27 protein-coding genes are annotated in these 23,356 nt (G+C 62.6%); 11 read left to right on the top strand and 16 right to left on the bottom strand.

Annotation, left to right across the window (positions count from 1 at the left end):
• Positions 1-43: 43 nt before the first annotated feature.
• From tolB to ybgC, 5 genes are all read right to left on the bottom strand, one after another.
• Positions 44-1,351: a Tol-Pal system beta propeller repeat protein TolB gene (tolB, locus tag J2Z17_RS01370; RefSeq protein ID WP_209941509.1), complete on the bottom strand. Its 1,308-nt coding sequence runs from the start codon at positions 1,349-1,351 to the stop codon at positions 44-46.
• 21 nt (positions 1,352-1,372) lie between these two features.
• Positions 1,373-2,500 (bottom strand): hypothetical protein, encoded by a 1,128-nt coding sequence (locus J2Z17_RS01365; RefSeq protein ID WP_209941507.1) that lies wholly within the window; start codon positions 2,498-2,500, stop codon positions 1,373-1,375.
• A gap of 9 nt (positions 2,501-2,509) precedes the next feature.
• Positions 2,510-2,965, bottom strand: coding sequence for a protein TolR (gene tolR / locus J2Z17_RS01360; RefSeq protein ID WP_209941505.1), 456 nt, complete (start codon positions 2,963-2,965; stop codon positions 2,510-2,512).
• A 24-nt stretch (positions 2,966-2,989) separates the two neighbouring features.
• Positions 2,990-3,709 carry a protein TolQ gene (gene tolQ, locus J2Z17_RS01355; protein ID WP_209941503.1) on the bottom strand — a complete coding sequence of 240 codons (720 nt, stop codon included), beginning with the start codon at positions 3,707-3,709 and terminating at the stop codon, positions 2,990-2,992.
• A gap of 234 nt (positions 3,710-3,943) precedes the next feature.
• A complete protein-coding gene (ybgC, locus tag J2Z17_RS01350) occupies positions 3,944-4,384 on the bottom strand; it encodes a tol-pal system-associated acyl-CoA thioesterase (protein ID WP_209941501.1) in 441 nt (146 codons plus the stop codon).
• 122 nt (positions 4,385-4,506) lie between these two features.
• Here ybgC and J2Z17_RS01345 point away from each other — a divergent pair, with 122 nt between their 5' ends.
• Genes J2Z17_RS01345 through J2Z17_RS01335 form a run of 3 tightly spaced genes read left to right on the top strand, consistent with a single transcriptional unit; the run spans position 4,507 to position 7,483 of the window.
• Positions 4,507-5,727 (top strand): NAD-dependent epimerase/dehydratase family protein, encoded by a 1,221-nt coding sequence (locus J2Z17_RS01345; protein WP_209941498.1) that lies wholly within the window; start codon positions 4,507-4,509, stop codon positions 5,725-5,727.
• A gap of 2 nt (positions 5,728-5,729) precedes the next feature.
• Positions 5,730-6,596: a glycosyltransferase gene (locus J2Z17_RS01340; protein WP_245223829.1), complete on the top strand. Its 867-nt coding sequence runs from the start codon at positions 5,730-5,732 to the stop codon at positions 6,594-6,596.
• Positions 6,593-7,483, top strand: a complete 891-nt coding sequence (locus J2Z17_RS01335) for an NAD-dependent epimerase/dehydratase family protein (RefSeq protein ID WP_209941494.1) — start codon at positions 6,593-6,595, stop codon at positions 7,481-7,483. Before J2Z17_RS01340 ends, J2Z17_RS01335 begins: the two co-directional genes overlap by 4 nt.
• A 22-nt stretch (positions 7,484-7,505) precedes the next feature.
• Here J2Z17_RS01335 and J2Z17_RS01330 read toward each other — a convergent pair whose 3' ends face one another.
• The 8 genes from J2Z17_RS01330 to ruvC form a co-directional block, all read right to left on the bottom strand.
• Positions 7,506-7,730 carry a hypervirulence associated TUDOR domain-containing protein gene (locus J2Z17_RS01330; RefSeq protein ID WP_209941491.1) on the bottom strand — a complete coding sequence of 75 codons (225 nt, stop codon included), beginning with the start codon at positions 7,728-7,730 and terminating at the stop codon, positions 7,506-7,508.
• A 64-nt stretch (positions 7,731-7,794) separates the two neighbouring features.
• Entirely contained in the window at positions 7,795-8,307 is a 513-nt protein-coding gene (locus J2Z17_RS01325) for an NUDIX hydrolase (RefSeq protein WP_209941490.1), read from the bottom strand.
• Positions 8,308-8,310: 3 nt separating this feature from the next.
• A complete protein-coding gene (locus tag J2Z17_RS01320; RefSeq protein WP_209941487.1) occupies positions 8,311-9,213 on the bottom strand; it encodes a metallophosphoesterase in 903 nt (300 codons plus the stop codon).
• Positions 9,214-10,254: a Holliday junction branch migration DNA helicase RuvB gene (gene ruvB / locus J2Z17_RS01315; protein WP_209941485.1), complete on the bottom strand. Its 1,041-nt coding sequence runs from the start codon at positions 10,252-10,254 to the stop codon at positions 9,214-9,216.
• A gap of 151 nt (positions 10,255-10,405) precedes the next feature.
• Complete coding sequence (ruvA, locus tag J2Z17_RS01310) at positions 10,406-11,023, bottom strand: Holliday junction branch migration protein RuvA (RefSeq protein WP_209941483.1); 618 nt, start codon at positions 11,021-11,023, stop codon at positions 10,406-10,408.
• A 10-nt stretch (positions 11,024-11,033) separates the two neighbouring features.
• Positions 11,034-11,447, bottom strand: coding sequence for a type II toxin-antitoxin system VapC family toxin (locus J2Z17_RS01305; RefSeq protein ID WP_209941480.1), 414 nt, complete (start codon positions 11,445-11,447; stop codon positions 11,034-11,036).
• Between the two features lie 3 nt (positions 11,448-11,450).
• On the bottom strand, positions 11,451-11,702 hold the full coding sequence (locus tag J2Z17_RS01300) for an AbrB/MazE/SpoVT family DNA-binding domain-containing protein (protein ID WP_209941478.1): 252 nt from the start codon (positions 11,700-11,702) through the stop codon (positions 11,451-11,453).
• A gap of 56 nt (positions 11,703-11,758) precedes the next feature.
• Positions 11,759-12,271, bottom strand: a complete 513-nt coding sequence (gene ruvC / locus J2Z17_RS01295) for a crossover junction endodeoxyribonuclease RuvC (RefSeq protein ID WP_209941476.1) — start codon at positions 12,269-12,271, stop codon at positions 11,759-11,761.
• 177 nt (positions 12,272-12,448) lie between these two features.
• Here ruvC and J2Z17_RS01290 point away from each other — a divergent pair, with 177 nt between their 5' ends.
• The 5 genes from J2Z17_RS01290 to serA all read left to right on the top strand — a co-directional run bounded on the left by J2Z17_RS01290 (position 12,449) and on the right by serA (position 18,188).
• Positions 12,449-13,450 carry an LLM class flavin-dependent oxidoreductase gene (locus J2Z17_RS01290; RefSeq protein ID WP_209941474.1) on the top strand — a complete coding sequence of 334 codons (1,002 nt, stop codon included), beginning with the start codon at positions 12,449-12,451 and terminating at the stop codon, positions 13,448-13,450.
• A gap of 311 nt (positions 13,451-13,761) precedes the next feature.
• A complete protein-coding gene (locus J2Z17_RS01285) occupies positions 13,762-14,607 on the top strand; it encodes an outer membrane protein (RefSeq protein WP_209941472.1) in 846 nt (281 codons plus the stop codon).
• 203 nt (positions 14,608-14,810) lie between these two features.
• Entirely contained in the window at positions 14,811-15,989 is a 1,179-nt protein-coding gene (locus J2Z17_RS01280) for a phosphoserine transaminase (RefSeq protein ID WP_209941470.1), read from the top strand.
• A 48-nt stretch (positions 15,990-16,037) separates the two neighbouring features.
• Positions 16,038-16,490: an L-alanine exporter AlaE gene (gene alaE, locus J2Z17_RS01275; protein ID WP_209941469.1), complete on the top strand. Its 453-nt coding sequence runs from the start codon at positions 16,038-16,040 to the stop codon at positions 16,488-16,490.
• Between the two features lie 102 nt (positions 16,491-16,592).
• Entirely contained in the window at positions 16,593-18,188 is a 1,596-nt protein-coding gene (serA, locus tag J2Z17_RS01270; protein ID WP_209941467.1) for a phosphoglycerate dehydrogenase, read from the top strand.
• A gap of 125 nt (positions 18,189-18,313) precedes the next feature.
• On the opposite strand, the gene J2Z17_RS01265 is transcribed toward serA, so the two are convergent.
• From J2Z17_RS01265 to J2Z17_RS01255, 3 genes are all read right to left on the bottom strand, one after another.
• Positions 18,314-19,156, bottom strand: a complete 843-nt coding sequence (locus J2Z17_RS01265) for a hypothetical protein (RefSeq protein ID WP_209941465.1) — start codon at positions 19,154-19,156, stop codon at positions 18,314-18,316.
• Positions 19,157-19,238: 82 nt separating this feature from the next.
• Positions 19,239-19,901, bottom strand: a complete 663-nt coding sequence (locus J2Z17_RS01260; protein ID WP_209941463.1) for a hypothetical protein — start codon at positions 19,899-19,901, stop codon at positions 19,239-19,241.
• 160 nt (positions 19,902-20,061) lie between these two features.
• Positions 20,062-20,433 (bottom strand): helix-turn-helix domain-containing protein, encoded by a 372-nt coding sequence (locus J2Z17_RS01255; RefSeq protein ID WP_209941461.1) that lies wholly within the window; start codon positions 20,431-20,433, stop codon positions 20,062-20,064.
• Positions 20,434-20,781: 348 nt separating this feature from the next.
• Here J2Z17_RS01255 and J2Z17_RS01250 point away from each other — a divergent pair, with 348 nt between their 5' ends.
• Genes J2Z17_RS01250 through J2Z17_RS01240 form a run of 3 tightly spaced genes read left to right on the top strand, consistent with a single transcriptional unit; the run spans position 20,782 to position 23,331 of the window.
• Positions 20,782-22,194: a cytochrome ubiquinol oxidase subunit I gene (locus J2Z17_RS01250; protein ID WP_209941459.1), complete on the top strand. Its 1,413-nt coding sequence runs from the start codon at positions 20,782-20,784 to the stop codon at positions 22,192-22,194.
• Positions 22,184-23,188 (top strand): cytochrome d ubiquinol oxidase subunit II, encoded by a 1,005-nt coding sequence (gene cydB / locus J2Z17_RS01245; protein WP_209941457.1) that lies wholly within the window; start codon positions 22,184-22,186, stop codon positions 23,186-23,188. Before J2Z17_RS01250 ends, cydB begins: the two co-directional genes overlap by 11 nt.
• Positions 23,188-23,331: a DUF2474 domain-containing protein gene (locus J2Z17_RS01240; RefSeq protein WP_209941456.1), complete on the top strand. Its 144-nt coding sequence runs from the start codon at positions 23,188-23,190 to the stop codon at positions 23,329-23,331. Before cydB ends, J2Z17_RS01240 begins: the two co-directional genes overlap by 1 nt.
• Positions 23,332-23,356 lie beyond the last annotated feature (25 nt).

Raw genomic sequence — 23,356 nt, 5'->3', positions numbered from 1 at the left:
GCAATACAAAGGGTTTTGCGGCGAAAAAGCGGCCAAGTTGCGGCTATTCGAGGAGCGGCGACCAAGCCGGGTCGGAGCCGAAGGACGGTGTGGGGATCTTCTGCTCGTTATAGCCGGTCAGGTCGATGGAGAACAGCTGCGGCCCTGCCGCACCGGCAGCTTCGCGGAAGAACATGATCACGCGGCCATTCGGTGCCCAGGTCGGCCCCTCGTTGTGGAAGCCGGTGGTCAGGATGCGTTCGCCCGAGCCGTCCGGCTTCATCACGCCGATCGAGAACTTGCCGCCCGACTGCTTGGTAAAGGCAATCAGATCACCGCGCGGCGACCAGACCGGGGTCGAATAGGAGCCGTCGCCGAACGAGATGCGCTTCTGGCCGGAGCCGTCGGCATTCATCACATAGAGCTGCTGGCGCCCGCCGCGGTCGCTCTCGAACACGATCGAGTTGTTGTCGGGCGAATAGGAGGGCGATGTATCGATCGCCGCCGTCGAGGTCAGGCGGGTCGTCGTGCGCGAGCGCAGGTCCATCGTGTAGATGTTGGCATTGCCTTCCTGCTGAAGGCTCATGATCACCCGCTGGCCATCCGGCGAGAAGCGCGGCGCAAAGGTCATGCCGGGGAAGTTGCCGACCACCTCGCGCTGTCCGGTTTCCAGCTGCAGCAGGTAGACGCGCGGCTGGTCGTTTTCGAACGACATATAGGTGACTTCCTGCCGGTTGGGCGAGAAGCGCGGTGTCAGCACCAGGTTCTTGGCGTCGGTCAGCATGCGTACATTGGCGCCGTCCTGGTCCATGATGGCGAGCTGGCGCTGGCGTGCGGTCTTCGGTCCGGTTTCCGAGACGAAGACGATGCGGGTGTCGAAATAGCCCTTTTCGCCGGTGACGCGCTCATAGATCGCATCGGCGATGATATGGGCGACGCGGCGCCAGTTTTCCGGCTGGGTGAAGAACTGCTGGCCGGTCATCTGCTGGCCGGCATAGGTGTCCCACAGGCGGAACTCGGCGCGCAGGCGACCGTCGCCTTCCTTGCTCACACGGCCGACGACCAGCGCCTGGGCGTTGATCACCTTCCAGTCTTCAAGCCGCGGCTTCTGGTCGGGATTGGAAATCTGCTCGATGAAGGCGTTGTGCGCGACGGGGGCGAAGAGGCCCGACCGCTTCAGGTCGGCCTCGACCACCTGGGAGATTTTCGCGCCGATGCCGTCGGTTGAGCTGAAATCGGTGACCGCGATCGGCAGAGGTTCGACATTGCCCTTGTTGATGTTGATCTCGACAAGTGCGAATGCCGGCTGGACGAAGATGCCTGCCAGGCCCACTGCGAGCGCCAACGCCCGGACGAGGGTAAATTTCATCATGTTGCCAAGCCTTTCAGCATATTAAAGTGCTAGATCGCTGGGATCGAAATTGACGACAACTTCCGACCATGCGTCGTACTTGTCGCGAGGAAGGTTCTTGAACGGCTGCGCCTTCAGGATGGCGCGCCTTGCGCCGCCCATCAGCACCTGCTGGGTCTGGGAGGAGCCACCGGTGGCGCTCACCTGCGGACTGCCGATGACATTGCCCGATTCGTCGAGCTGGAACTGGACGCGGATCCGCACATCTGCGGCGTCCGCCAGGCCCGGGATGATCGACCAGTTCTGCGCGATCTGGCCGCGCAGCGCGTCCATCTCGGTCTGGCTCAGCGTCGATCCGCCCGTCGTCTTCTTGCCGCCGAGGGCTGCCTTGTCCTTGCTCGACTTGGCGCCGCCGGCGGTCGGATCGGTGTTGTTGAGCAAGGCGGCGACCTCGTCGTCGAGCGACTTGCTTTCCTTGCTCGACTTCGACTTGGCGGTCTCCTGCGTCTTCACATCCTTCTTCCGGTCCGGCGCCTTCGGCGGCTCGGGCGGCGTAGGCTTCTTCTCTTCGGCCGTCTTCTCCACCGGTTTCGGTGTTTCAGGCGGCGTCGGACGCTGTGCCGGCACGGGCACGCTGTCGGGCAGGGGGCTCTCTTCGGGCTTTGCCTCGGCCTCGGGTTCCGGCGTCGGCTCGGCCGGCTTTTCCGGGATCGGTTCCGGTTTCACCTCGGGCTTGGGTTCTTCGAGCTTGGCGATCTCCTTTTCCGGCTCGGCGACCGTATCTTCCTTGATGATATCCTTGATGTCGTTGGTTTCCTGGTCCTTGTTCGGCTGGACCTTTTCGGCGGCTTCGGGCGCCTTGGCCGATTCGGTGTTCGACGGCTTGGCATCCGGCGTCGGCACCGACTTCATGTCGATCTTGTTCTCGCCGACGTTTTCAGCGTCGGGTACGTCGTTCGGACGCTTGGTGGGAACCGGAGCGGAGGTCTCGGCCTTCGGCGCCTTCTTGTCGCCCTGCTGAATCTGGGTCAATTCGGAAATCGGGACCAGATCGACAGGCAGGGCCTCGACATCGGCGACGTCGAAGGACGCAGGCGCGCCAAGCGTCAGCAACGCCCAGGCCAGCGCTGCGCCGTGCAATACCGCCGATGTGACGAGGCTGACCTTCATGTGAGCGGATCACTTGTCCTGTTCTTGCTGGGTGACGAGACCGATATTCTTGAAGCCGGCGGCGGAAATCCGCGCCATGACCTGCATCACGGTGCCGTAGGCGGCAGCCGTGTCACCGCGCACATAGATACGTTCATTGTACCCGGTGGTGGCGATCGCCTCGAGCTTCGGCACGACGTCTTCCAGCGCGATCTTGGTTTCCTGCAGATAGACCTCGCCGTCGGGATTGACCGAGATCGTGATCGGCTGCGTATCGCTGTTCATCGCCTTGGCCTGGGTCTGCGGCAGGTCGATCGGCACGCCGACGGTCAGCATCGGGGCTGCGACCATGAAGATGATCAGCAGCACCAGCATCACGTCGACCAGCGGTGTGACGTTGATTTCGCTGACAGGCGCGCGCCTGCCACCGCGGCGGCGTCCGCGTCTTCCGCCTCTGCCGCCATTTCCACCTACGGACATTGCCATGTGCGTGCTCCCTTCGGGGGCTCGTTATTGTGCCGCCTGGCGCGGCTGCAGCTTCTCATCGATCTGACGCGAGAGAATGGCCGAGAATTCGTCGGCAAAGCCTTCCATGCGTGACGTCAGCTTGCCGGATTCGCCGGTAAACCGGTTATAGGCGATGACCGCCGGGATAGCAGCCACCAGGCCGATGGCCGTCGCCAGAAGCGCCTCGGCGATACCCGGAGCAACGACGGCAAGATTGGTCGACTTCGATCCGGCGATCGCCTGGAACGAGGTCATGATGCCGACCACGGTGCCGAACAGGCCGATGAACGGTGCGGACGAGCCGATCGTCGCCAACGAACCGAGCCTGGCCTCGAGGCTTTCGGCCTCGCGTGCAAGCGTCACGTCCATGGCGCGGTCGATACGCATCTGCAGACCGATCGGCGAACGGGCGCCGCGCTCGAAGCTCTTTTTCCATTCGCGCATGGCGGCGACGAACATCGCGGCAAGGCCGGTATTGTTGCGCTCGGCGAGGGTGCGATAAAGCTCTTCCAGCGACTGGCCAGACCAGAAAACCTGCTCGAACTGGTCGAACTGGCGCCGGGCCTTGCCGTAGTTGACGGCCTTGTCGATCACGATCGCCCAAGTCCATATCGAGGCGGCCAAAAGGCCCAGCATGACGAGTTTGACCACCCAGCCCGCTTCCATGAAGAGGGCCCACAGGGTCACGTCCTGCGTTGCTGCTGCCAATCCTGCTGTTTCCATCGGTTCTTTGCCCCCGAAATCCAAACGCCCGGCACAGGACCGGGCGGTTCACGGCTGTGCGGCGTAAGGCTCGTGTTGTGAGTTCGGCCTGTTATTCCGCTTTTCTAGTCCTGTGCCTTCTTGCCTTCAATTTTGGTCAAACGAAGGCGTTTACTGCACAAAACCAGTGGCTTTCAGTAGGACCCTATTATGGTTAAGGATTCGTTATTCAATCAAGGCCGTTTTGGGCAGTTTTCAGGCCAAAAACGCGGCGGCAAGACCTTCGGGCAGGCGCCGGGCGCGGCCGGCACGATTGACGGCGGCAATAACGACTTTGGCTTGTATTAGAGTTGTGTCGTCACGGGACACTATCTGCGTATAGACAATCTTCGCCCCGCTGGCCTTTTCCGTAACAGTATGAATTGTCAGGATATCATCCATTCGGGCCGAGGCCTTGAAGTCGATTTCCATGCGGTGGACGACGAAGGCCAGCCCCTGTTGATCCAGGTTGAAGAGCTTCGCCTGCTCGACGCCGAGACAGCGCAGATAATCCGTGCGGGCGCGCTCCATGAAGTGAAGATACCGGGCATGATAAACCGCACCGGAGAAATCGGTATCTTCATAATAGACCCGCTGGACGAGCCTGTGGCCATCCGCCGCAAGCGCGCCTGTAAGCGAAATGTTCTGGTGCGTCATATGCTTGCCCTTATTGAAATTGAACGTCGAGATTGCATCTGATCAATCAGGCGGCCGGTGTGATCCGTCTGTCATCTGCGGGCAGTACCAGATTTCGACATTCCAAGGCAAAGGAGAGCTTCATGAAGATTGCCGTGATGGGTGGTGACGGTTTCGTCGGCTGGCCGACCGCGCTGCATTTGTCGTCAAAGGGCCACGAGGTCCATATCCTCGACAATCTCTCCCGGCGCTGGATCGACACCGAACTCGGGGTGCAGTCGCTGACGCCGATGGATTCGATCCAGGAGCGCACCCGCATCTGGCATGCGCAGACCGGCCGGCGCATCCATTTTCACCTGATCGATCTGGCCAGGGACTACGAACTGCTGAAGGGATGGCTTGCGGAAAGTCGCCCCGACGCGGTCGTGCATTTCGCCGAGCAGCGCGCCGCGCCCTATTCGATGAAAAGCGACCGGCACAAGAACTACACCGTCAACAACAACGTCAATGCCAGCCACAATCTGCTGAACGCGCTGGTGGAGATCGGCCTTGACGCGCATGTCGTGCATCTCGGCACCATGGGAGTCTATGGCTACTCGACTGTGGGGGCCGCGATCCCCGAGGGCTACCTGCCGGTCGGCATCGAGACGATGGACGGCGAGACGGCCCGCCAGGAGATCCTCTATCCGGCCAATCCCGGCTCGATCTACCATATGACGAAGTGCCTCGATCAGCTGCTGTTCCAGTTCTACGCCCGGAATGACGGCGTGCGGATTACCGATCTGCATCAGGGCATCGTCTGGGGCACCCATACCGATCAGACGCGGCTGCATCCGCAACTGGTCAACCGCTTCGATTATGACGGCGACTACGGCACGGTGCTGAACCGCTTCCTGATTCAGGCGGCGATCGGCTATCCGCTGACCGTGCACGGCACCGGCGGCCAGACGCGGGCCTTCATCCATATCCAGGATTCGGTTCGCTGCATCGAGATCGCGCTTGGCAATCCGCCCGAGCGCGGCAGCCGGGTGGAGATCTTCAACCAGATGACCGAAACCCATCGGGTGCGGGATCTGGCGGCGCTGGTGTCGAAGCTGACGGGCGCCGAGATCGCCTGGCTTCCCAATCCGCGCAAGGAGGCGCCGGAAAACGATCTGGTGGTCAGGAACGACAAGTTCCTGTCGCTCGGTCTGGAACCGACGACGCTCGGCGAGGGACTGCTGGAGGAAATCGTCGATGTCGCAAAGAAATTCGCCTATCGCGTCGATCGATCGCGGGTGCCGGCCGTCTCGGCCTGGACGAAAGATATCGGGCGGACGATCAACCGTGATCCGGAAGGCAAGCAGCTGAAATCGGTGTCATGAGCATGGCAGCGGGCAAGGGGAGCGGCCTTGTCGCCGACCGTCCGGCGGGGGCAGGGCATGCCTTCGTGACGCTGGTCACCAATGCTGACTATGCCATGGGGGCAACGGCGCTTGTCCATTCGCTGCGGCGGACGGGGACTGATGCCGACATCGTCGTCCTGCACACCGGCGGGGTGGAGGCGGAAGCACTATTGCCCCTTTCGGCAGCGGGCTGTCGCCTCGTGGCTGTAGACCTGCTGCCGCTGTCGGATGCGTTTCGGGAGCGGCACGCCCGCGGCCGGCTGCATGCGGACGCACCCTTTACCAAGGGCCGCAAGCCGCAGTTTCATTCGCCGCTAGACAATTTTTGCAAGCTCCGGCTCTGGCAATTGGTCGAGTACAGCGCATGCGTCTTCATCGATGCCGATGCAATCGTCCTGCGCAACATCGACAGGCTCTTTGACTATCCCGAATTTTCCGCAGCGCCGAATGTCTATGAGAGCCTTGCCGATTTTCACCGGATGAATTCCGGCGTCTTCGTCGCCCGGCCCTCGATGGACACCTTCGACAAGATGCTCGGTCGGCTCGACCAGCCGGACGCCTTCTGGCGGCGCACCGACCAGACGTTTCTGCAAACCTTCTTTCCCGACTGGCACGGCCTGCCGGTGACGATGAACATGTTGCAATATGTCTGGTTCAACCTGCCGGAACTCTGGGACTGGAGAAGTATCGGCGTGCTGCACTACCAGTATGAGAAACCCTGGGAGAGGGATCATCCGAAGGCCCGGAAATTGCGGCCTCTGATCGATCTCTGGCAGGCTTACTACAAGGATTCCGGGATCCCCGACATCGACGGTCTGGCGAACCCGCGGAAAGGCGATGCGCCGTGAAGATCCTGGTCTCCGGCGGCACCGGCCTTGTCGGGCGCCATCTCGTCCCGGGCCTGCAGGATGCCGGCCATGCCGTGACCGTTGGCGGACGTCGGCCGCCGGCGACAGGCCTGTTCGACAGCAAGGTGGACGTCGTGCCGCTTTTGCTCGACGCCGATCGCGACCAGTCGATAAGTTTCGAGGGCATGGAGGCCTTCGTGCATCTGGCCTTCGATCACCAGCCCGGCCGCTACAGGGGCGGCGAAGGTGATGACGCGGATGGCTTCAGCCGACGCAATCTCGACGGCAGCGTCAGGCTTTTCGACGATGCCAAGCGGGCGGGGGTGCGCCACTGCATCTTTCTGTCCAGCCGGGCCGTTTATGACGGCCTGCCGGTCGGGAGCGTGTCGGATGAGAATTGCGGTCTTGCGCCCACCAGCCTCTACGGCAAGGTCAAGCTGGGGGCCGAGCAGGCGCTTAGACGCATGAGCGGTCCAACCTTTGGCGGCATCAGCCTGCGCGCCACCGGCATTTACGGTCCGCTGCAACCCAACAAATGGGACGTGCTTGCCGCCGACTACCTGGCCGGCCAGCCGGTTGCGACGCGGGCGGGCACGGAAGTGCATGCCGCCGATATCCTGCAGGCTGTCCTGCTGCTGCTGGCCTGTGATCCGGGTGCGGTTGCCGGGAGGCGCTTCAATCTCTCCGACATCGTGGTGGACCGCCGCGACATTCTGGAGCCACTGAAAATTGCAGCAGGCTGCACACATCCGCTGCCGCAACGGGCGGATACATCCAGGCTCGCGGTGATGGACACCGCAGCGATACGGGCACTTGGCTGGCGGCCGGGCGGACGGGATCGTCTGACCGAGACGCTGGCGCAACTGGTGCCATGCTGGATCGGCTGAACGGCGGCACGGTTCTCCGGGGCTACCGGGACCCCGCTTTCGTCACCTCCGACCGGCTTTTCAGCACCCGGTCGCCATCGTCCTGCACGATCAGATAGGCCGGATTGCTGCTCGTCGCGTGGCGCGTCACATCGGTGCCCTTGATCGTGCGCGTCACGTCATCGGTGAAACGCTCGGCGACCTTGCCGCTGGCGGTGTGGGAACCCCAGGTCCATTCGACCTTGCTGCCCTTCCTGATGCGTTGCATGCGTGCCTCCCTGGTCTTTCGAAAAAGACGCAATCGGGCGCGGATGGTTCCGGGCAAAATCCGGTTATTTGTCGTCCAGGTCGCCGTCATGCCAGACGAGATGGCGCGGCGTTTCCGGCAGATGCTCGATTTCGGCTGCGATGAAATAGGGCGGGATGTCGAGCGCCACCAGCGCATCCGTCGTCGCCTCGACCCATCGGAATTCGAGATCGTTCTTGCCGTCACGATTGCGGTGGATGATGTCGCTCGGGTGGAAGGGGAAGCGCTCCGGCACCTCCATCCGGTAATAGAAGCCAAGCTCCTGCAGCTTCTTCTTCTCGTATTCGTAGAAATTTTCAACGACCCAGAGCAGCGGTCCGACGCTGACCTCGACGCCGAGTTCCTCCACCATTTCCCGCTTCAGCGTTTCGACCGATGTCTCGCCGATTTCCGCCCGCCCGCCGGGGAAGCTCCAGAACTTTTCATGGGTGGCGCGATGCACGAGGACATGGTCATTCAGGAAGGCGAGGCCGGCGACCCGCATCTGGAACACCTTGCGCGGCTTTTCCTTGATGCGGATACGGGTGCGCTTGGTCATGGGTCAGCCCAGTTCGATCACGAGGATTTCAGGACGGCATCCTATGCGGATCGGTACCTCGGAACAACCGAGTCCCTGGGAGACGATCAGGTCGCGGCCATCTTCGTGGAAATGGCCGACCGGATAGCGCCTGGATCCGCGCGATGCCGCACGCGGTCGCCAGCCGAAAAGGTTGACCTGTCCGCCATGCGTATGGCCGCTCAGCGTGACGGCGATATGCCGGCCGACCCTCTGAAAGATGTCCGGTTCGTGCGCCATCAGGATCACCGGCGCGTCGTCGTCGACCTGCGACAGCGTGGCGTCGAGATCGTCGATGCCGATATTGTCCCAGCGGCGGATCGACCGATCGGCGCGGATCGCGGCCTGATCGGCGAGACCGGCCAGCCAGAACGGCCGTCCGTCCTTCACCAGCCGGACGGACCGGTTGACATAGACGGGAATGCCAACGGCCTCCAGGGCCTGCTGCGCCCGGCACGTGCCGATCGTCGGGTCTGCCTGGAACGCCGCGTCCTGCCAGTAGTCGTGGTTGCCGAGCACGGCGTGCAGACCGAGCGGTGCGCGAAGTCTGCCAAGTTCCGCCGCCCAGTCCCTGGACGGCACGTGGCCGCTCACCTCCGGCATGCCCGTCACATAGTCGCCCAGCAGCAGAATGATGTCCGCGGACTGCGCATTGACCTGGTCGCAGATCGTCCTGATCCGCGCGATCGACATGAAGGGATCGCAGCTGTGGATGTCGGACAACATGCAGATCTTCAGCCTAAAGTCGTCGGGCCAGCCTGCAGGCTTGAGCGCATAGCGCGACACGCGAGGCCTTGCCATGACCTGCACCAGCGGTGCGGTGGCGGCTGCAACTAAAGCGACGAGACCGGCCGGCAGCAGTTTCAGGAAGCGCCTGCGGCTCAGCACTCACTCATCCTCGAGGGTCAGCCGAAACTGCGCGGCCTCCAGGTCCTTCGGCGGCGTCAGCCCCAGATGCTTCCAGGCGGTGGCCGTCAGCACGCGGCCGCGCGGGGTGCGCTGAATGAAGCCCTGCTGGATCATGTAGGGCTCGATGATGTCCTCGATCGCGTCGCGCGGTTCCGACAGGCCCGCCGCGATCGTCTCGATACCGACGGGGCCGCCGGCGAAGTTCACCGCGATCATCTGCAGATAGCGTTTGTCGAGCTGGTCCAGGCCCATATTGTCGACGTTCAGCCGATTGAGCGCCTGGTCGGCGATCTCTTTCGTCACCGATTCGGCGCGGGCCACCTCGGCGAAATCGCGCACGCGGCGCAGCAGGCGACCGGCGATGCGGGGTGTGCCGCGGGCGCGACGGGCCACTTCGCGTGCGCCGTCATCGGTCATCGGCAGCCCCATCAGCCTGGCGCCGCGCCGCACGATGCTCTCCAGTTCCTCCACCGTGTAGAAGTTCAACCGCACCGGAATGCCGAAGCGATCGCGCAGCGGCGTCGTCAAAAGCCCGATACGGGTGGTGGCCGCGACCAGCGTGAATTTCGACAGGTCGATCTTGACCGATCGTGCGGCCGGGCCTTCGCCGATGATCAGGTCGAGCTGGAAGTCCTCCATGGCCGGATAGAGGATTTCCTCGACGGCGGGGTTCAGGCGGTGGATCTCGTCGATGAACAGCACGTCGCGCTCTTCGAGATTGGTGAGAAGTGCGGCAAGGTCGCCCGCCTTGGCGATCACCGGGCCGGAGGTCGAGCGGAAATTGACGCCGAGTTCCTTGGCCATGATCTGCGCCAGCGTGGTCTTGCCGAGGCCGGGCGGACCGACGAAGATCACGTGGTCGAGCGCTTCGCCGCGGTTTTTCGCCGCCTCGATGAAGACCTTCAGATTGGCGCGCGCCTCGGCCTGTCCGGTGAAGTCGTCGAGGGTCTGCGGGCGCAGCGCCGCATCAAGGTCCTCGCCCTTCTTTTCCGGCGACAGGATGGGATTGGGTGTGTTCATGCGAGCAATTCCATGCCGGGAACCCGTGCCGCGGCTTATGTGTCAATGGTTTTGACCGAGTGGCAGTCATGCTGCAATCGGCGGCGCATCAGATCCTCATTTTGACCGGACGATAGTCGAAACTCGTCCCGGATACAAAACCGCAGGCGCCCTAGCGGGCCAATTCCTTGAGACCGAGCCGGATCAGCTGCGCACTGTCGGCCTCTTCGCCGGCGCTGCGCAGGGCGGCTGCCACCGCGTTCGCCGCCTGGTCGCGCGAATAACCGAGATTGGACAGCGCCGAGACCGCGTCGGTGACGGCCGAGGAGGCGACGCCCTCGCCGAGTTCCTGCTTCAGGCCGATCGAGCCTGAAGCCTCGCCGGCAAACGCGGGCGCCTTGTTCTTCAGCTCGGTGACGATTCTGACGGCAACCTTGGGTCCGACGCCCGGTGCACGCGACACCGCCGTCTTGTCCTGCAGCGCAATCGCATTGGCGAGTTCCGATGGCGTCAGCGTCGAGAGGACCGCCAGCGCCACGCGGGCACCCACACCCTGCACGCCCTGCAGGATGATGAACCATTCCCGCTCCAGCGCCGTCATGAAGCCGAACAGCTTCAGCTGGTCCTCACGCACATAGGTCTCGATGAACAGCACGATGGCCTCGCCGGCAGAACCGATCCGCGACAGGGTGCGGGCCGAGCAGAAGGCGACATAACAAACGCCGTGCACGTCGACCAGCACATGGTCTTCGCCGATTTCTTCGATGGTGCCTTTGAGCTTGCCGATCATGGGATGTCCGTCAGGGATGGGTTTCGGGGGAGACGAGGGGAACCGTCGGGAAATAGGCGCGATAGCCTTTCGGATCGCGGGTCAGGATTGAGTATCCCCGAATGGCTGCATGGGCACCAATCAGGAAATCGGGCAATACGCGCTCCCGGCTACCGCCATTCTGGCGGTAGCGCCGAAACGCGACGCCGGCCGCAAAGGCTGCCGCCCATGGAAGTCCTTCGCGAAGAAACGCGTCTTGCGGCAGCAGGGTGTCGACCAGGTCGATGTCGTCGTATCGCACCGAAAATTCGGCGTAGATCACCGGATTGATAACCAGCGGCTCGGCTGCAGCGCGCCGGATAAGGGCCTTGCGCGACCATTGCATCCAGACCGGATCGCGCACAGCCACATCCACCAGAACGTCGGTGTCGACAAGCGTGGACATCGCTCAGCGGTCCCGCGTCATGCCCATCAGGGCTTCGGCGTCGACAGACTGGTCCCCGGACCCCTCCAGCGCATCGAGCGTCTGCAGAAAGGCATCGAGCCGGTGACGATCTTCAGATGCCGCTGCAGCGGATTTCGGGCTGAGGGTCAGCTTGCCGTTCTCGATGGCAAAAATGACTTCGCTGTTGGGTTCGATGCCGACGAGCTCGCGAAAATCCCGCGGTATGGTCACCTGGCCCTTCGATGTAACGCGCATGACGGCCTCCTTTAAAGTAAGAAATATTCTTACCAAGAGAACAAGTCAAGAACAAATCAGGCGCTTGCCATGATCTGCCGCATGCGGTTGCCGCCGCGATTGTGGGCGTGGCAGATGGCGATCGCCAGGGCATCGGCGGCGTCGTTGCCCTTGAATTCGGCCTTAGGCATCAGGATCTTCAGCATCATGTGGATCTGCTTCTTGTCGCCGTGGCCGACGCCGATGACGGCTTTCTTCACCGCGTTCGGGGCATATTCGGCGACGGCCAGGCCGGCGCGCGCGGGCACCAGCATGGCAATGCCGCGGGCCTGGCCGAGCTTCAGGGTCGCCACCGCGTCCTTGTTGACGAAGGTCTGCTCGACTGCCGCCTCCTGCGGCTGGTAGGAGTGGACGACTTCGGCCAGGCCGTCATGCAGTTGGCAAAGGCGCGATGCAAGGTCCATGTCGCCGTCCGAGGTGACGGTGCCGGAGGCGATGAAGCGCAGCGAATTGCCGAGCGTCTCGATCACGCCCCAGCCGCAGCGGCGCAGGCCCGGATCGATGCCGATGATGCGAATCGTGTCTTGCATGTCAGTTCCCAGAAGTTTCGCCGATCCTAACGGTATCGGGTGGCAAACTGCCAGCGGAATGTGAACAAAACAAAAACAGATTGCCCGCAATCGACTTTCGGGCGGAAGCATGGCGTCGCGAAAATCCGTTCCTATATAGAGCCCGGGAGGCAAGTCCATGTTGCCCGCGGAGTCACGATGATACCCTTTTCCATTCTCGATCTGTCGCCGATCTGCGAGGGGGAAACCCCCTCCCAGGCCCTTGAAGCATCCCGCCGGATGGCACAGCAGGCCGAGCGCCTGGGCTATACGCGCTTCTGGCTTGCCGAGCATCACGGCATGCCGGGCATTGCCAGTGCCGCGACTTCGGTGGTGATCGGCCATGTCGGCGCGGCGACGAGCAGGATCCGCATCGGCTCCGGTGGCGTCATGTTGCCCAATCATTCGCCGCTTGTCATCGCCGAGCAGTTCGGCACGCTGGCAGCCCTGTTCCCGGGCCGCGTCGATCTCGGCCTCGGCCGGGCGCCCGGCACCGACATGAAGACGGCGCGGGCGCTGCGCCGCAATCTCGAGGCCGGGGCGGAAAGCTTTCCGCACGACATTCTCGAATTGCAGCGACTGCTCGGCGAGGCGGACGAGGACGAGAGGGCGATCCTCGCTTATCCCGGCACCGGCAGCCATGTGCCGCTCTGGCTGCTCGGGTCCAGCCTTTACAGCGCCCATCTGGCGGCAGCCCTCGGTCTGCCCTATGCCTTTGCCTCGCATTTCGCGCCCGACGCCCTGTTCGAGGCGCTGCATATCTACCGCGAGCGTTTTCAGCCGTCGGCGCAGCTCGACAAGCCCTATGCCATTGTCGGCGTGATGGGCGCGCTTGCCGACGAGGATCGCGCGGCGCAGCGTCTGTTCACATCGGCCCAGCAGCAATTCGTCAATCTGCGGCGCAATGTCCGCCAGGCTTTTCCCAGGCCGGTCGACAGCATGGAAGGCTTCTGGCACGACATGGAAAAGATGACCGTCGAGCATACGCTGCGCTATGCCGTGGTCGGGTCGCCCGAGACGGCAGCCCCCAAGCTCGATCGCTTTCTCGAGGACACCAAGGCCGACGAGCTGATCATCTCGATGCCGATCCACGACGTCGAGGCCCGGCTGCATTCGGTCGAACTGTTCGCCGGGCTCGATGCGATGCAGCGCGTGGCGTGAAGGCGACGCGGTGGATCCCCGTTTGTCTCCGTTAGAGGACGATAAGGCCTGCCGGTAATCGGTGGGCCCTTTTTCAAGGCTTTGAAATGGCTTTGTTCTGACGCATCGACGAGCATGCTGCGCGTTATTCGCGGCGGTCCGATGAGGCTTGTCGGTATGCTTTAACGCCAAGTATTTTCACGCTCTGATTGTATTATTCTATGTAAACAAGCGTGGTTAATTCTAACTTAACCTTTCATCTCCATTATCCCTAATGAATTGCACGGAGCGGCCCGGGGTGGGCTGAAAAGCGGGACAATGGAGTTCTAGAGATGAAAATGCACCTTCTGGGTGTCGCGGCGGCCTTGCTCGTCGGCACCGCCGTACATGCGGCAGATCTTTATCAGCCGGAACCCTTGCCTCCGCTCGCCGCGGCGCCGGAGGTTCAGGTGGCTGAGGCCTCGGGCTGGTACCTGCGCGGTGATCTTGGCTACGACTTCAACCACATGCGTGGCGCGAAGTTCTTCCAGGGCAGCAACGACACGCAGGCCGATTTCGATTCCACCAAGCTTGACGACAGCTTCAATGTCGGCGTCGGCGTCGGTTATCAGATGAACCGCTATCTGCGTGGCGATCTGACCTTCGACTACATGACCGATGCCGACTTCAAGGGCAGCACGTCGTCCGCCGGCGGCGCCGGCGCGGGCGCCTGTGTGGGCGCCTGTACCTCGACCGATATTTCCAGCATGCATGCCTATGCGCTGATGGCCAATACCTATGTCGACCTCGGCACCTACGGCATCGTCACGCCCTATGTCGGCGGCGGTATCGGTGGCGCTTACGTCAAGTGGGACGACCTGAAGAACACCAGCTGCGCCGACGACGGCAGCGGTTGCGATGATACCTATCGCCACCGCGGCAAGGGAAGCTGGCGCTTCGCATACCAGCTGATGGCCGGCGTCGCGGTCGATGTCTCTTGCAACGTCAAGGCCGATGTCGGCTATCGCTACCGCCATATCTCCGGCGGCGACATGTTCGGCTTTGCCGAAGGCGGCGGCCCGGGCTACGACAAGGGCTTCGACAGCCACGAAATCCGCGCCGGCGCCCGCTATACCTTCGGCGGCTGCACCCAGCCCGTTACCTACGAGCCGCCGGCCGAGCCGCTGGTCTACAAGTAAGCGGCACTGCGCCACCTGCAGCCATCAAGGCGGTCCCCCGGGGCCGCCTTTTTCGTTGCGCGACGTCAGTGTTCTGATCCGACCGCGCCAAAATATTTGCTCTATGCGACGCAAGCCGTCTTGACGGTAAATCAGCAGAAGCGTATCAGCGACGGCGGGACACCTCTCCCCAACGAGAGGCTAACTATCTGGAAGGATAGATCATGACTGACCGCGCCAAGCCCGCATTGCGTCCGGGCAACACTCATTTTTCTTCTGGCCCTTGCTCGAAGCGTCCCGGTTGGTCGCTCGAAGCGCTTTCCGATGCGGCTCTTGGCCGTTCGCACCGTGCGAAGATCGGCAAGACCAAGCTGGCCGACGCCATCGACCTTACCCGTGAAATCCTGAACGTGCCGGCCGATTACCGCATCGGCATCGTGCCGGCGTCCGACACCGGCGCCGTCGAAATGGCGCTCTGGTCGCTGCTGGGCGAACGCGGCGTCGACATGGTTGCCTGGGAAAGCTTCGGTTCGGGCTGGGTCACCGATGTCGTCAAGCAGCTGAAGCTGGCCGACGCCCGCAAGTTCGAAGCGCCCTATGGCGAACTGCCCGATCTTTCCGCCGTCGATTTCGACCGCGACGTGGTCTTCACCTGGAACGGCACGACCTCGGGTGTGCGCGTTCCCAATGCCGACTTCATCCCGGCCGACCGCAAGGGCCTGACGATCTGCGACGCAACGTCCGCGGCGTTTGCCCAGGATCTCGATTTCGCCAAGCTCGACGTCGTCACCTTCTCCTGGCAGAAGGTTCTGGGCGGCGAGGGCGGTCACGGCATCCTGATCCTCAGCCCCCGCGCCGTGGAACGGCTGGAAAACTACGCACCGGCCTGGCCGCTGCCGAAGATCTTCCGCATGACCAAGGGCGGCAAACTGATCGAGGGCATCTTCAAGGGCGAGACGATCAATACGCCGTCGATGCTCTGCGTCGAGGACTATCTTGATGCGCTGAACTGGGCCAAGTCGCTCGGTGGCCTGGATGCGCTGAAGGCGCGGGCGGATGCCAATGCCAAGGTGATCTTCGATTTCGTCGAGAAGACCGACTGGATCGGCAATCTCGCCAAGGTGCCGGAGACCCGCTCCAACACTTCCGTCTGCCTGACGATCACCGACAAGGATGTCGCGGCACTCGACGCGGATGCCCAGGCGGCCTTCGCCAAGGGCATGGTCACCCTGCTCGACAAGGAAGGTGTGGCCTATGACATCGGTGCCTATCGCGATGCGCCGTCCGGCTTTCGCATCTGGGCCGGTGCCACCATCGAGACGGCCGACATGGAAGCGCTGATGCCGTGGCTCGACTGGGCATTCGCCACGCAGAAGGCGAGCTTGGCCAAGGCTGCGGCCTGATCGATCCGTTGCCCGCAAGGGCGGTCCTTCGGGCGGAGCATTCCTGTCATGGCACTTTCCACGCGACTGCTCAATTTCATCGCCGACACGCTGGCGCTGGTGATCTTCTTCACCATCGTCAGCGGTCTCAACGAGCGGTTCGTTGCGGGCATGGCCTGGAGCGAGGTTCTGGTGTCGCGCTCCATCGGTGCCGTGCTGATGGTGTTGACGGCCCGGCCTTACGGGCTCTGGCGTGACTGGGTTTTCGCCAGGCTGACGCCAAGGGGCCGCGCGCCGGAACTGCTGACCGATTGCGCCGCACTGCTGTCCTTTCAGGTTCCGATCTATGTCGCCATCCTGGCGATGGGCGGGGCGGAGGGACTGGCCATCGCCAAGGGGGCACTCGGCTTTGCCGTTCTCATGCTGGTGGTCGGGCGGCCCTACGGGATGTTTCTCGATTTCGTCCGGCGGCAATTCGGTCTGACCGGCTCCGGCCAGAAACCGATGTCGCTCGGCGGCTGAATATAGACACACGATACCGGGGCGTGCGCGGCCCGGGTTTAACGATCCGATATCTCATTCAGCCCGGCACGCGCCCGGCGACCAACCTCAGGAGGCCACGTCATGGCACCTCGCGTTCTCGTATCCGACGCCCTGTCGGAAACCGCCGTCCAGATCTTTCGCGATCGCGGCGTCGAAGTCGATTTCCAGCCGAAGCTCGGCAAGGACAAGGAAAAGCTCGCCGAGATCATCGGCAATTATGATGGTCTCGCGATCCGCTCGGCCACCAAGGCGACCGAGAAGCTGATCGCGGCGGCAACCAACCTCAAGGTTATCGGCCGCGCCGGCATCGGCGTCGACAATGTCGATATACCCGCCGCTTCCAAGCGCGGCATCATCGTGATGAACACGCCGTTCGGCAACTCGATCACCACCGCCGAGCACGCCATTGCGCTGATGTTTGCCGTCGCCCGCCAGCTTCCCGCCGCCGACGCCTCGACCCAGGCCGGCAAGTGGGAAAAGTCCAAGTTCATGGGCGTCGAGATCACCGGCAAGACGCTCGGCGTCATCGGTGCCGGCAATATCGGCTCGATCGTCTGCTCGCGCGCCATCGGCCTTCGCATGCGCGTCGTCGCCTACGACCCCTTCCTGTCGAAGGAACGGGCCGAGGAAATGGGCGTGACCAAGGTCGAACTCGACGAGCTTCTGGCCCAGGCCGACTTCATCACCCTGCATGTGCCGATGACGGACAAGACCCGCGGCATCCTCAACAAGGAGGCGCTGGCCAAGACGAAGAAGGGCGTGCGCATCATCAACTGCGCCCGCGGTGGCCTGGTCGACGAGGCAGCACTTGCCGAAGCGATCAAGTCGGGCCATGTCGCCGGCGCCGGCTTCGACGTGTTCGAGGTCGAGCCCGCGACCGAGAGCCCCCTCTTCGGCCTGGAAAATGTCGTCTGCACGCCGCATCTCGGTGCCTCGACCACGGAAGCCCAGGAAAACGTCGCCCTGCAGGTGGCCGAGCAGATGTCGGACTATCTGGTCAAGGGCGCCGTCTCGAACGCGATCAACATGCCCTCGATCACCGCCGAGGAAGCGCCGATCCTGAAACCCTTCATCCGGCTTGCCGACGTACTTGGTTCGTTTGCCGGCCAGGTCACGGAAAGCCCGATCAAGGAAATCGAGATCCTCTATGACGGCTCGACGGCCGGGATGAACACCCGGGCACTGACCTCGGCGCTGCTGGCGGGCCTGATCCGCAACCAGGTGGCCGACGTCAACATGGTGTCGGCGCCGATCATGGTGAAGGAAAAGGGCATCGTGCTCTCCGAGGTCAAGCGCGACAAGACCGGTGTCTATGACGGCTACATCAAGCTGACGATCACCACCGACAAGCAGACCCGCTCGGTTGCCGGCACCGTCTTTTCCGACGGCAAGCCGCGCTTCATCCAGATCAAGGGTATCAACATGGATGCCGATGTCGGGACCAACATGGTCTATATCGCCAATACCGACGTGCCCGGCATGATCGGCTTCATGGGCACGACGCTCGGTGCGGCCGGCGTCAACATCGCCAATTTCCAGCTCGGCCGCGACAAGAACGGGGGCGACGCCATTGCGCTGCTCTATGTCGACGAACCGCTGCAGCAGGACGTGCTCGACAAGTTGACCGCCAACGAGGCGATCCGCCAGGCCAAGACGCTGGTGTTCAACGTCGACTGATCGGCCAGATCCCCGGCATGAAAGCGCCCGCCGTGCAATCTGCCCGGCGGGCGTTTCCGTCGTGGCCTGTCTCCCGCAGCCGCGTGGGGCTGCTTGCTGGTGCAGGCCGTCGACGCACCGACCGCTCAGCTGGGGTGAATGGTGAGCAGTACGGCATTGGCCTTGCTGGACAGGCGCACCTTGGCCGCGCCTTCGCATTTGTGCGTCAGCGGAACGACGATCGTTGCCGTTGCCGAGCGAAGATCGCCGACCTCGTAGATGACCGGCTTGCCGGCGGCCACCGGATGGTCCTCGCCGTCGGTCACCTCGATGTGCAGTGAGGCCGGGTCGAGCGGGGCCAGGCCGACCTTGCGGCCCACGACGATATGAACCTCCGGCTCCTTGGTTTCCAGATTGATGGTCTGGTAGGTCCGCAGCACATAGTCGTCTTCGCCCAGAGGCAGAGGCGACAGGCCATTGTCCGCCATGGTTTCCTTCTCCGAGCTATGCGCGACCGTCTGGCCGGACACGGTCCATTCCTTGCTGACGAGAACTGCCTTCTTCGACGTGTCGATCAGGTCGGCCTTGAAAGTCAGGTCGATCTTGTAGGTTATATCCTTCTTGAGATGGTTGAAACCGGGGGCGTCGAACATGGCATAGGTGCAGCCGTCCGACTGGGACGGCGCGTAACGATCATAGCCGTCGCCAAGGCGGCTGCGATAGCCGTAGGCCCTGACGCCGGGTGCATTCCCGGGCGGGCAGCCATCTTCCTGATAGCTGCCCTTCTGGAGGTAGAAATTTCCGCAAAGCCTGTGCGACACCACCGAGCCGTTCGCCACGAACTCGCCCTTGACGAATTGGCGGTATTCGCCCTCGGCGCATTTCGGGGTGAATGTGGCCGTGTTGATGAAGTCGCCGAAATACCGGCCGCCGTTGATTACCGGAACGACATTGCCCTGCGGTGTGACGAAGCTGCTATAGCCTACCATGATCCTGTCCTTTCGATGAGGTGCTTTGAAGACGGATGCGGCGCGTCCACGGGCGGCCGCGCCGCTGCTCTGACGCTCGTGTTCAGTAGTATTCGGCCGAGAAATCGCCGTTTTCACCATGGGTTACGACCACCGAGGTCTGGGACCTGCCGGTGAAATCGACCACCTGCGCCTTCGTCGACACCTGCCCGTAGTCGATGATGGCACCCGGCACGAAGAGCCCGTCCGAGACGAAAAACTTGATGACGGGTGTGACGTTGTAGGTTTCGTTGGGCTGGGCGACGAAGGTTGCGACGGGCGAGGGAATGCCCGGAATGCTGCCGGGGCGGGCAAGGCCGAACAGATAACCGTTCGAGCGGTTGAAATCACAGGTCGTGATGATGCTGTAGGAGCCGGTGGACGCGCCGCCATGGGTGACCGGTCCGAAGCCCACTCCGCCGGTGGCCACCGAGCCGAAGAACGACAACGTGTCCTGCAGGGAAGTGTCGACCGGGGCATCGCCGGCCTCGCCCATCGTGGTGCCCGGCGCAACCTGGATCGGCGTCTTCGACCAGTAGGCGAAGGTCTCGTCGGTATAGATCACCGTGTCGTTGCTGCCGCTGGTCACGGCATTGAAGGTGACCCAGGCATTGGTGAACACCGGCGTCGAGCCGCCTTTCGACGTAACGATGGGCGGTTCCATGAACCAGACATAGCTCTTGGCAAACTCGGAGAGGTTGCGCACTTTCAGCGTATAGGTCGTCATCCTGCTTCTCCCTGTAAGGGGGGGTGCCCCCTGTTGACTGCTGATCATCATTCAGCATTCGAAGGATACTATTCTGGGTAGAAGCGAAGGAGTCTTGCCTATTCCCCTGCGTGCAATTTCGGCGATCGGTCATTGCACGCAGAGAAAAGGAAAAGACCGATCATGCACTTAAGGATTGCATGAAGGAATCCAGCAATTCGCGTGATTTGGGCGGAAGCGCCTTGTAGAGCCGGGCGAAGGTAACGATGCTGGGGGCTTCGGGGATGACCCGCTTCGCGGCCTCGGGAAGAGGACGCATTTCGCCGCGTCCGAGGACCAGCCAATCCAGCGAGATATTGAAGGTCAGGCAAATATCGGCCGCGCTGTCGAGCGACATCGGGCCGTTGGCAAGCCACCGGGTCACGGTGCTTTCGCTGACATCGAGCGCCACCGCGAAAGCGTGCTGCTTGGCGTAACCTTTCTCGCTCATCGCTTTGCGCAGCCTGCTGCCCCTGCTCAGATCCGCACGGTCCGATCCGGAGTGGTCCATCATAGGCAACGAACTCCACGCTTCTCGATTACGGAGATGTTCGCAGCAGGCAATGAACCTATGGAAGCGAGGCGGGGGTGCACGCTCAACTATTTTTCTTGAGGGACTGCTGTTGCGACCTCCCAGTCGTATCCGTCATTCCCAATGCGAAATCCCTGCGGCTGAGAATTGCAAAATTATTTGCTAAATCAACCGATCATTGATTTCTTGCTTAAGGTCGGATTCGATCCGCTATTAGGATAGGATGTGTGCACAGCTGTCGCATGGCGAGATGTCGCATTGCGATATGCGGGTTGGGGACTATTGTTCCGGCCATCCGCTCAGTCGTCGGCAGAAAAGGGATCGGACATCATGTTCTCAGGCAACGAAGCCGAACTTCTGGCCCGTGCACAATTTGCTTTCACGGTGATGTTTCACATCATCTTTCCGGCATTCTCGATCGGCCTTGCCAGCTATCTCTTCGTGCTCGAAGGCCTGTATCTCTGGAAGAAGGACCGGGTCTATCTCGAGCTCTTCAACTTCTGGAAGACGATCTTTGCCGTCGCCTTCGGCATGGGGGTCGTCTCGGGCATCGTGATGTCCTACCAGTTCGGCACCAACTGGTCGGTCTTCTCCGACAAGGCCGGTCCGGTGATCGGCCCGATGATGGGCTATGAGGTGCTGACGGCCTTCTTCCTCGAGGCCGGCTTTCTCGGTGTCATGCTGTTCGGCCGCGAACGCGTGGGTCCGGGCCTGCATTTTCTTGCAACCTCGATGGTGGCGCTCGGCACCCTGATTTCGGCGACCTGGATCCTTGCGGTGAATTCCTGGATGCAGACGCCGGCCGGCTACGCGATCAACGATGTCGGCCAGTTCGTGCCGGTCGACTGGTGGAAGATCGTCTTCAACCCGTCCTTTCCGTATCGCCTCGTGCACATGGTGCTTGCCGCCTATCTGACCACGGCCTTCGTCGTCGGTGCGGTCGGCGCCTGGCATCTATTGCGGGGCACCGCGCCGCGCCGGTCGGCGACGATGTTCTCGATGGCCATGTGGATGGCCTCGATCGTCACGCCGATCCAGATCTTTGCCGGCGACGAGCATGGACTGAACACGCTGGAACACCAGCCGGTGAAAATCTCCGCCATGGAGGGCCATTTCGAAAGCCATCCGAATGGCGCACCGCTGATCCTGTTCGGCATACCGAACCAGGACGAACAGCGCGTCGATTATGCAATCGAGATACCGAAACTGTCCTCGCTCATTCTCACCCACGATCTCAACGGGCCGCTGAAGGGGCTTGATGTCGTGCCGCGCGACAAGCAACCGCCGGTGGCGATCGTCTTCTGGTCGTTCCGTATCATGGTCGGCCTCGGCTTCCTGATGCTGGGTGTCGGTCTCTGGAGCCTGTGGAGCCGCTGGCGCGGCACGCTGGCGACCAACGACATGCTGCACCGGGTGGCGGTCGCCATGGGGCCGGCCGGTTTCGTCGCCGTGCTGGCAGGCTGGGTGACGACCGAGGTCGGACGCCAGCCCTATACCGTCTATGGCGAGCTCTTGACGTCGGATTCCATGTCGCCGCTCGCGACACCGGCGATCGCCACCTCGCTGGTCGCCTTCATCATCGTCTATTTCGCCGTGTTCGGGGCCGGGACCTTCTATATCCTGCGGCTGATGGCGCGCCTGCCGCGCGATTCCGATCTCGAACTGAAGGAAGGTCCGATGCGGTCATCCGGTGTGATGTCCGGAGCGCAACAGAAACCCCAGGGAGCATCCCATGGCCATTGACCTGCCTTTCATTTGGGCGGCGATCATCGCCTTTGCCGTCATCGCCTATGTGATTCTCGACGGTTTCGATCTCGGCGTCGGCATCCTGTTTCCGCTGTTTCCCGACAAGCCGGAACGCGACCAGATGATGAACTCGGTCGCCCCCGTCTGGGACGGCAACGAGACCTGGCTGGTGCTCGGCGGCGGCGGCCTGATGGCGGTCTTCCCGCTTGCCTATGCCACCATCCTGCCGGCGCTCTACATGCCGTTGATCGCCATGCTGCTCGGCCTGATCTTCCGCGGCGTCGCCTTCGAATATCGCTGGCGCACGGAACGCGGCGAATTCCTGTGGAACTGGGCCTTTGCCGGCGGCTCGACCGTCGCCGCCTTCAGCCAGGGCATTGCGCTCGGCGCCCTGGTGCAGGGCATCCCGGTGGAAGATCGCGCCTATTCCGGGGGATGGTGGGATTGGCTCACACCGTTTTCCATCGCCACCGGCATTGCGCTGGTCGTCGGCTATGCGCTGCTCGGCGCCACCTGGCTGGTGATGAAGACGGAGGGGCGGCTGGCGGTGCGCGCGCGGATGCTGGCCAAGCGGCTGACCTTCGCGACGGTCGCCGCCATGGTGATCTTCAGCCTCTGGACGCCCTGGCTGAAGCCGCAATATCTGGAGCGCTGGTTCGGCACCCCGACCTTCCTGTTCTCGATCATCGTGCCGCTGCTGGTGATCGGCTGCGTCATCCTGCTGGTGAAGGGACTTGCCGATGGGTACGACCGGCAGCCTTTCGTTGCCGCGCTCGGCCTTTTCGTCCTCGGCTATGCCGGCATCGGCATCAGCTTCTACCCCTATATCGTGCCGAATTCCGTGACGATCTGGGATGCGGCGGCGCCGGATTCGAGCCTCGCCTTTCTGCTGACCGGTGCGGTGGTCCTGGTGCCGATCATTCTTGCCTATACCGCCTATGCCTATTGGGTGTTCCGCGGCAAGATCCGCGAAGGCGAGGGGTATCACTGATGGCAGGGGAGGTGTCCGGCCCGCAGCGCTCGCCGGCCCGCCACTGGGGCCTGCGCTTGCTCTGGTTCGTCGGCCTGTGGGCGGCCGGCGTCCTGACCGTCGGCGCGGTCGCCATCGCCATCAGAATGGCGATCGGCGCCTGACCGATTTCCTTTGAATTTGTTGCAC

The sequence above is a fragment of the Heterorhizobium halophytocola genome, assembly GCF_017873095.1.
Lineage (GTDB): Bacteria > Pseudomonadota > Alphaproteobacteria > Rhizobiales > Rhizobiaceae > Allorhizobium > Allorhizobium halophytocola.
Note: the sequence above shows the minus strand (reverse complement) of the source record. Positions and strands in the feature narration are given on the sequence as shown.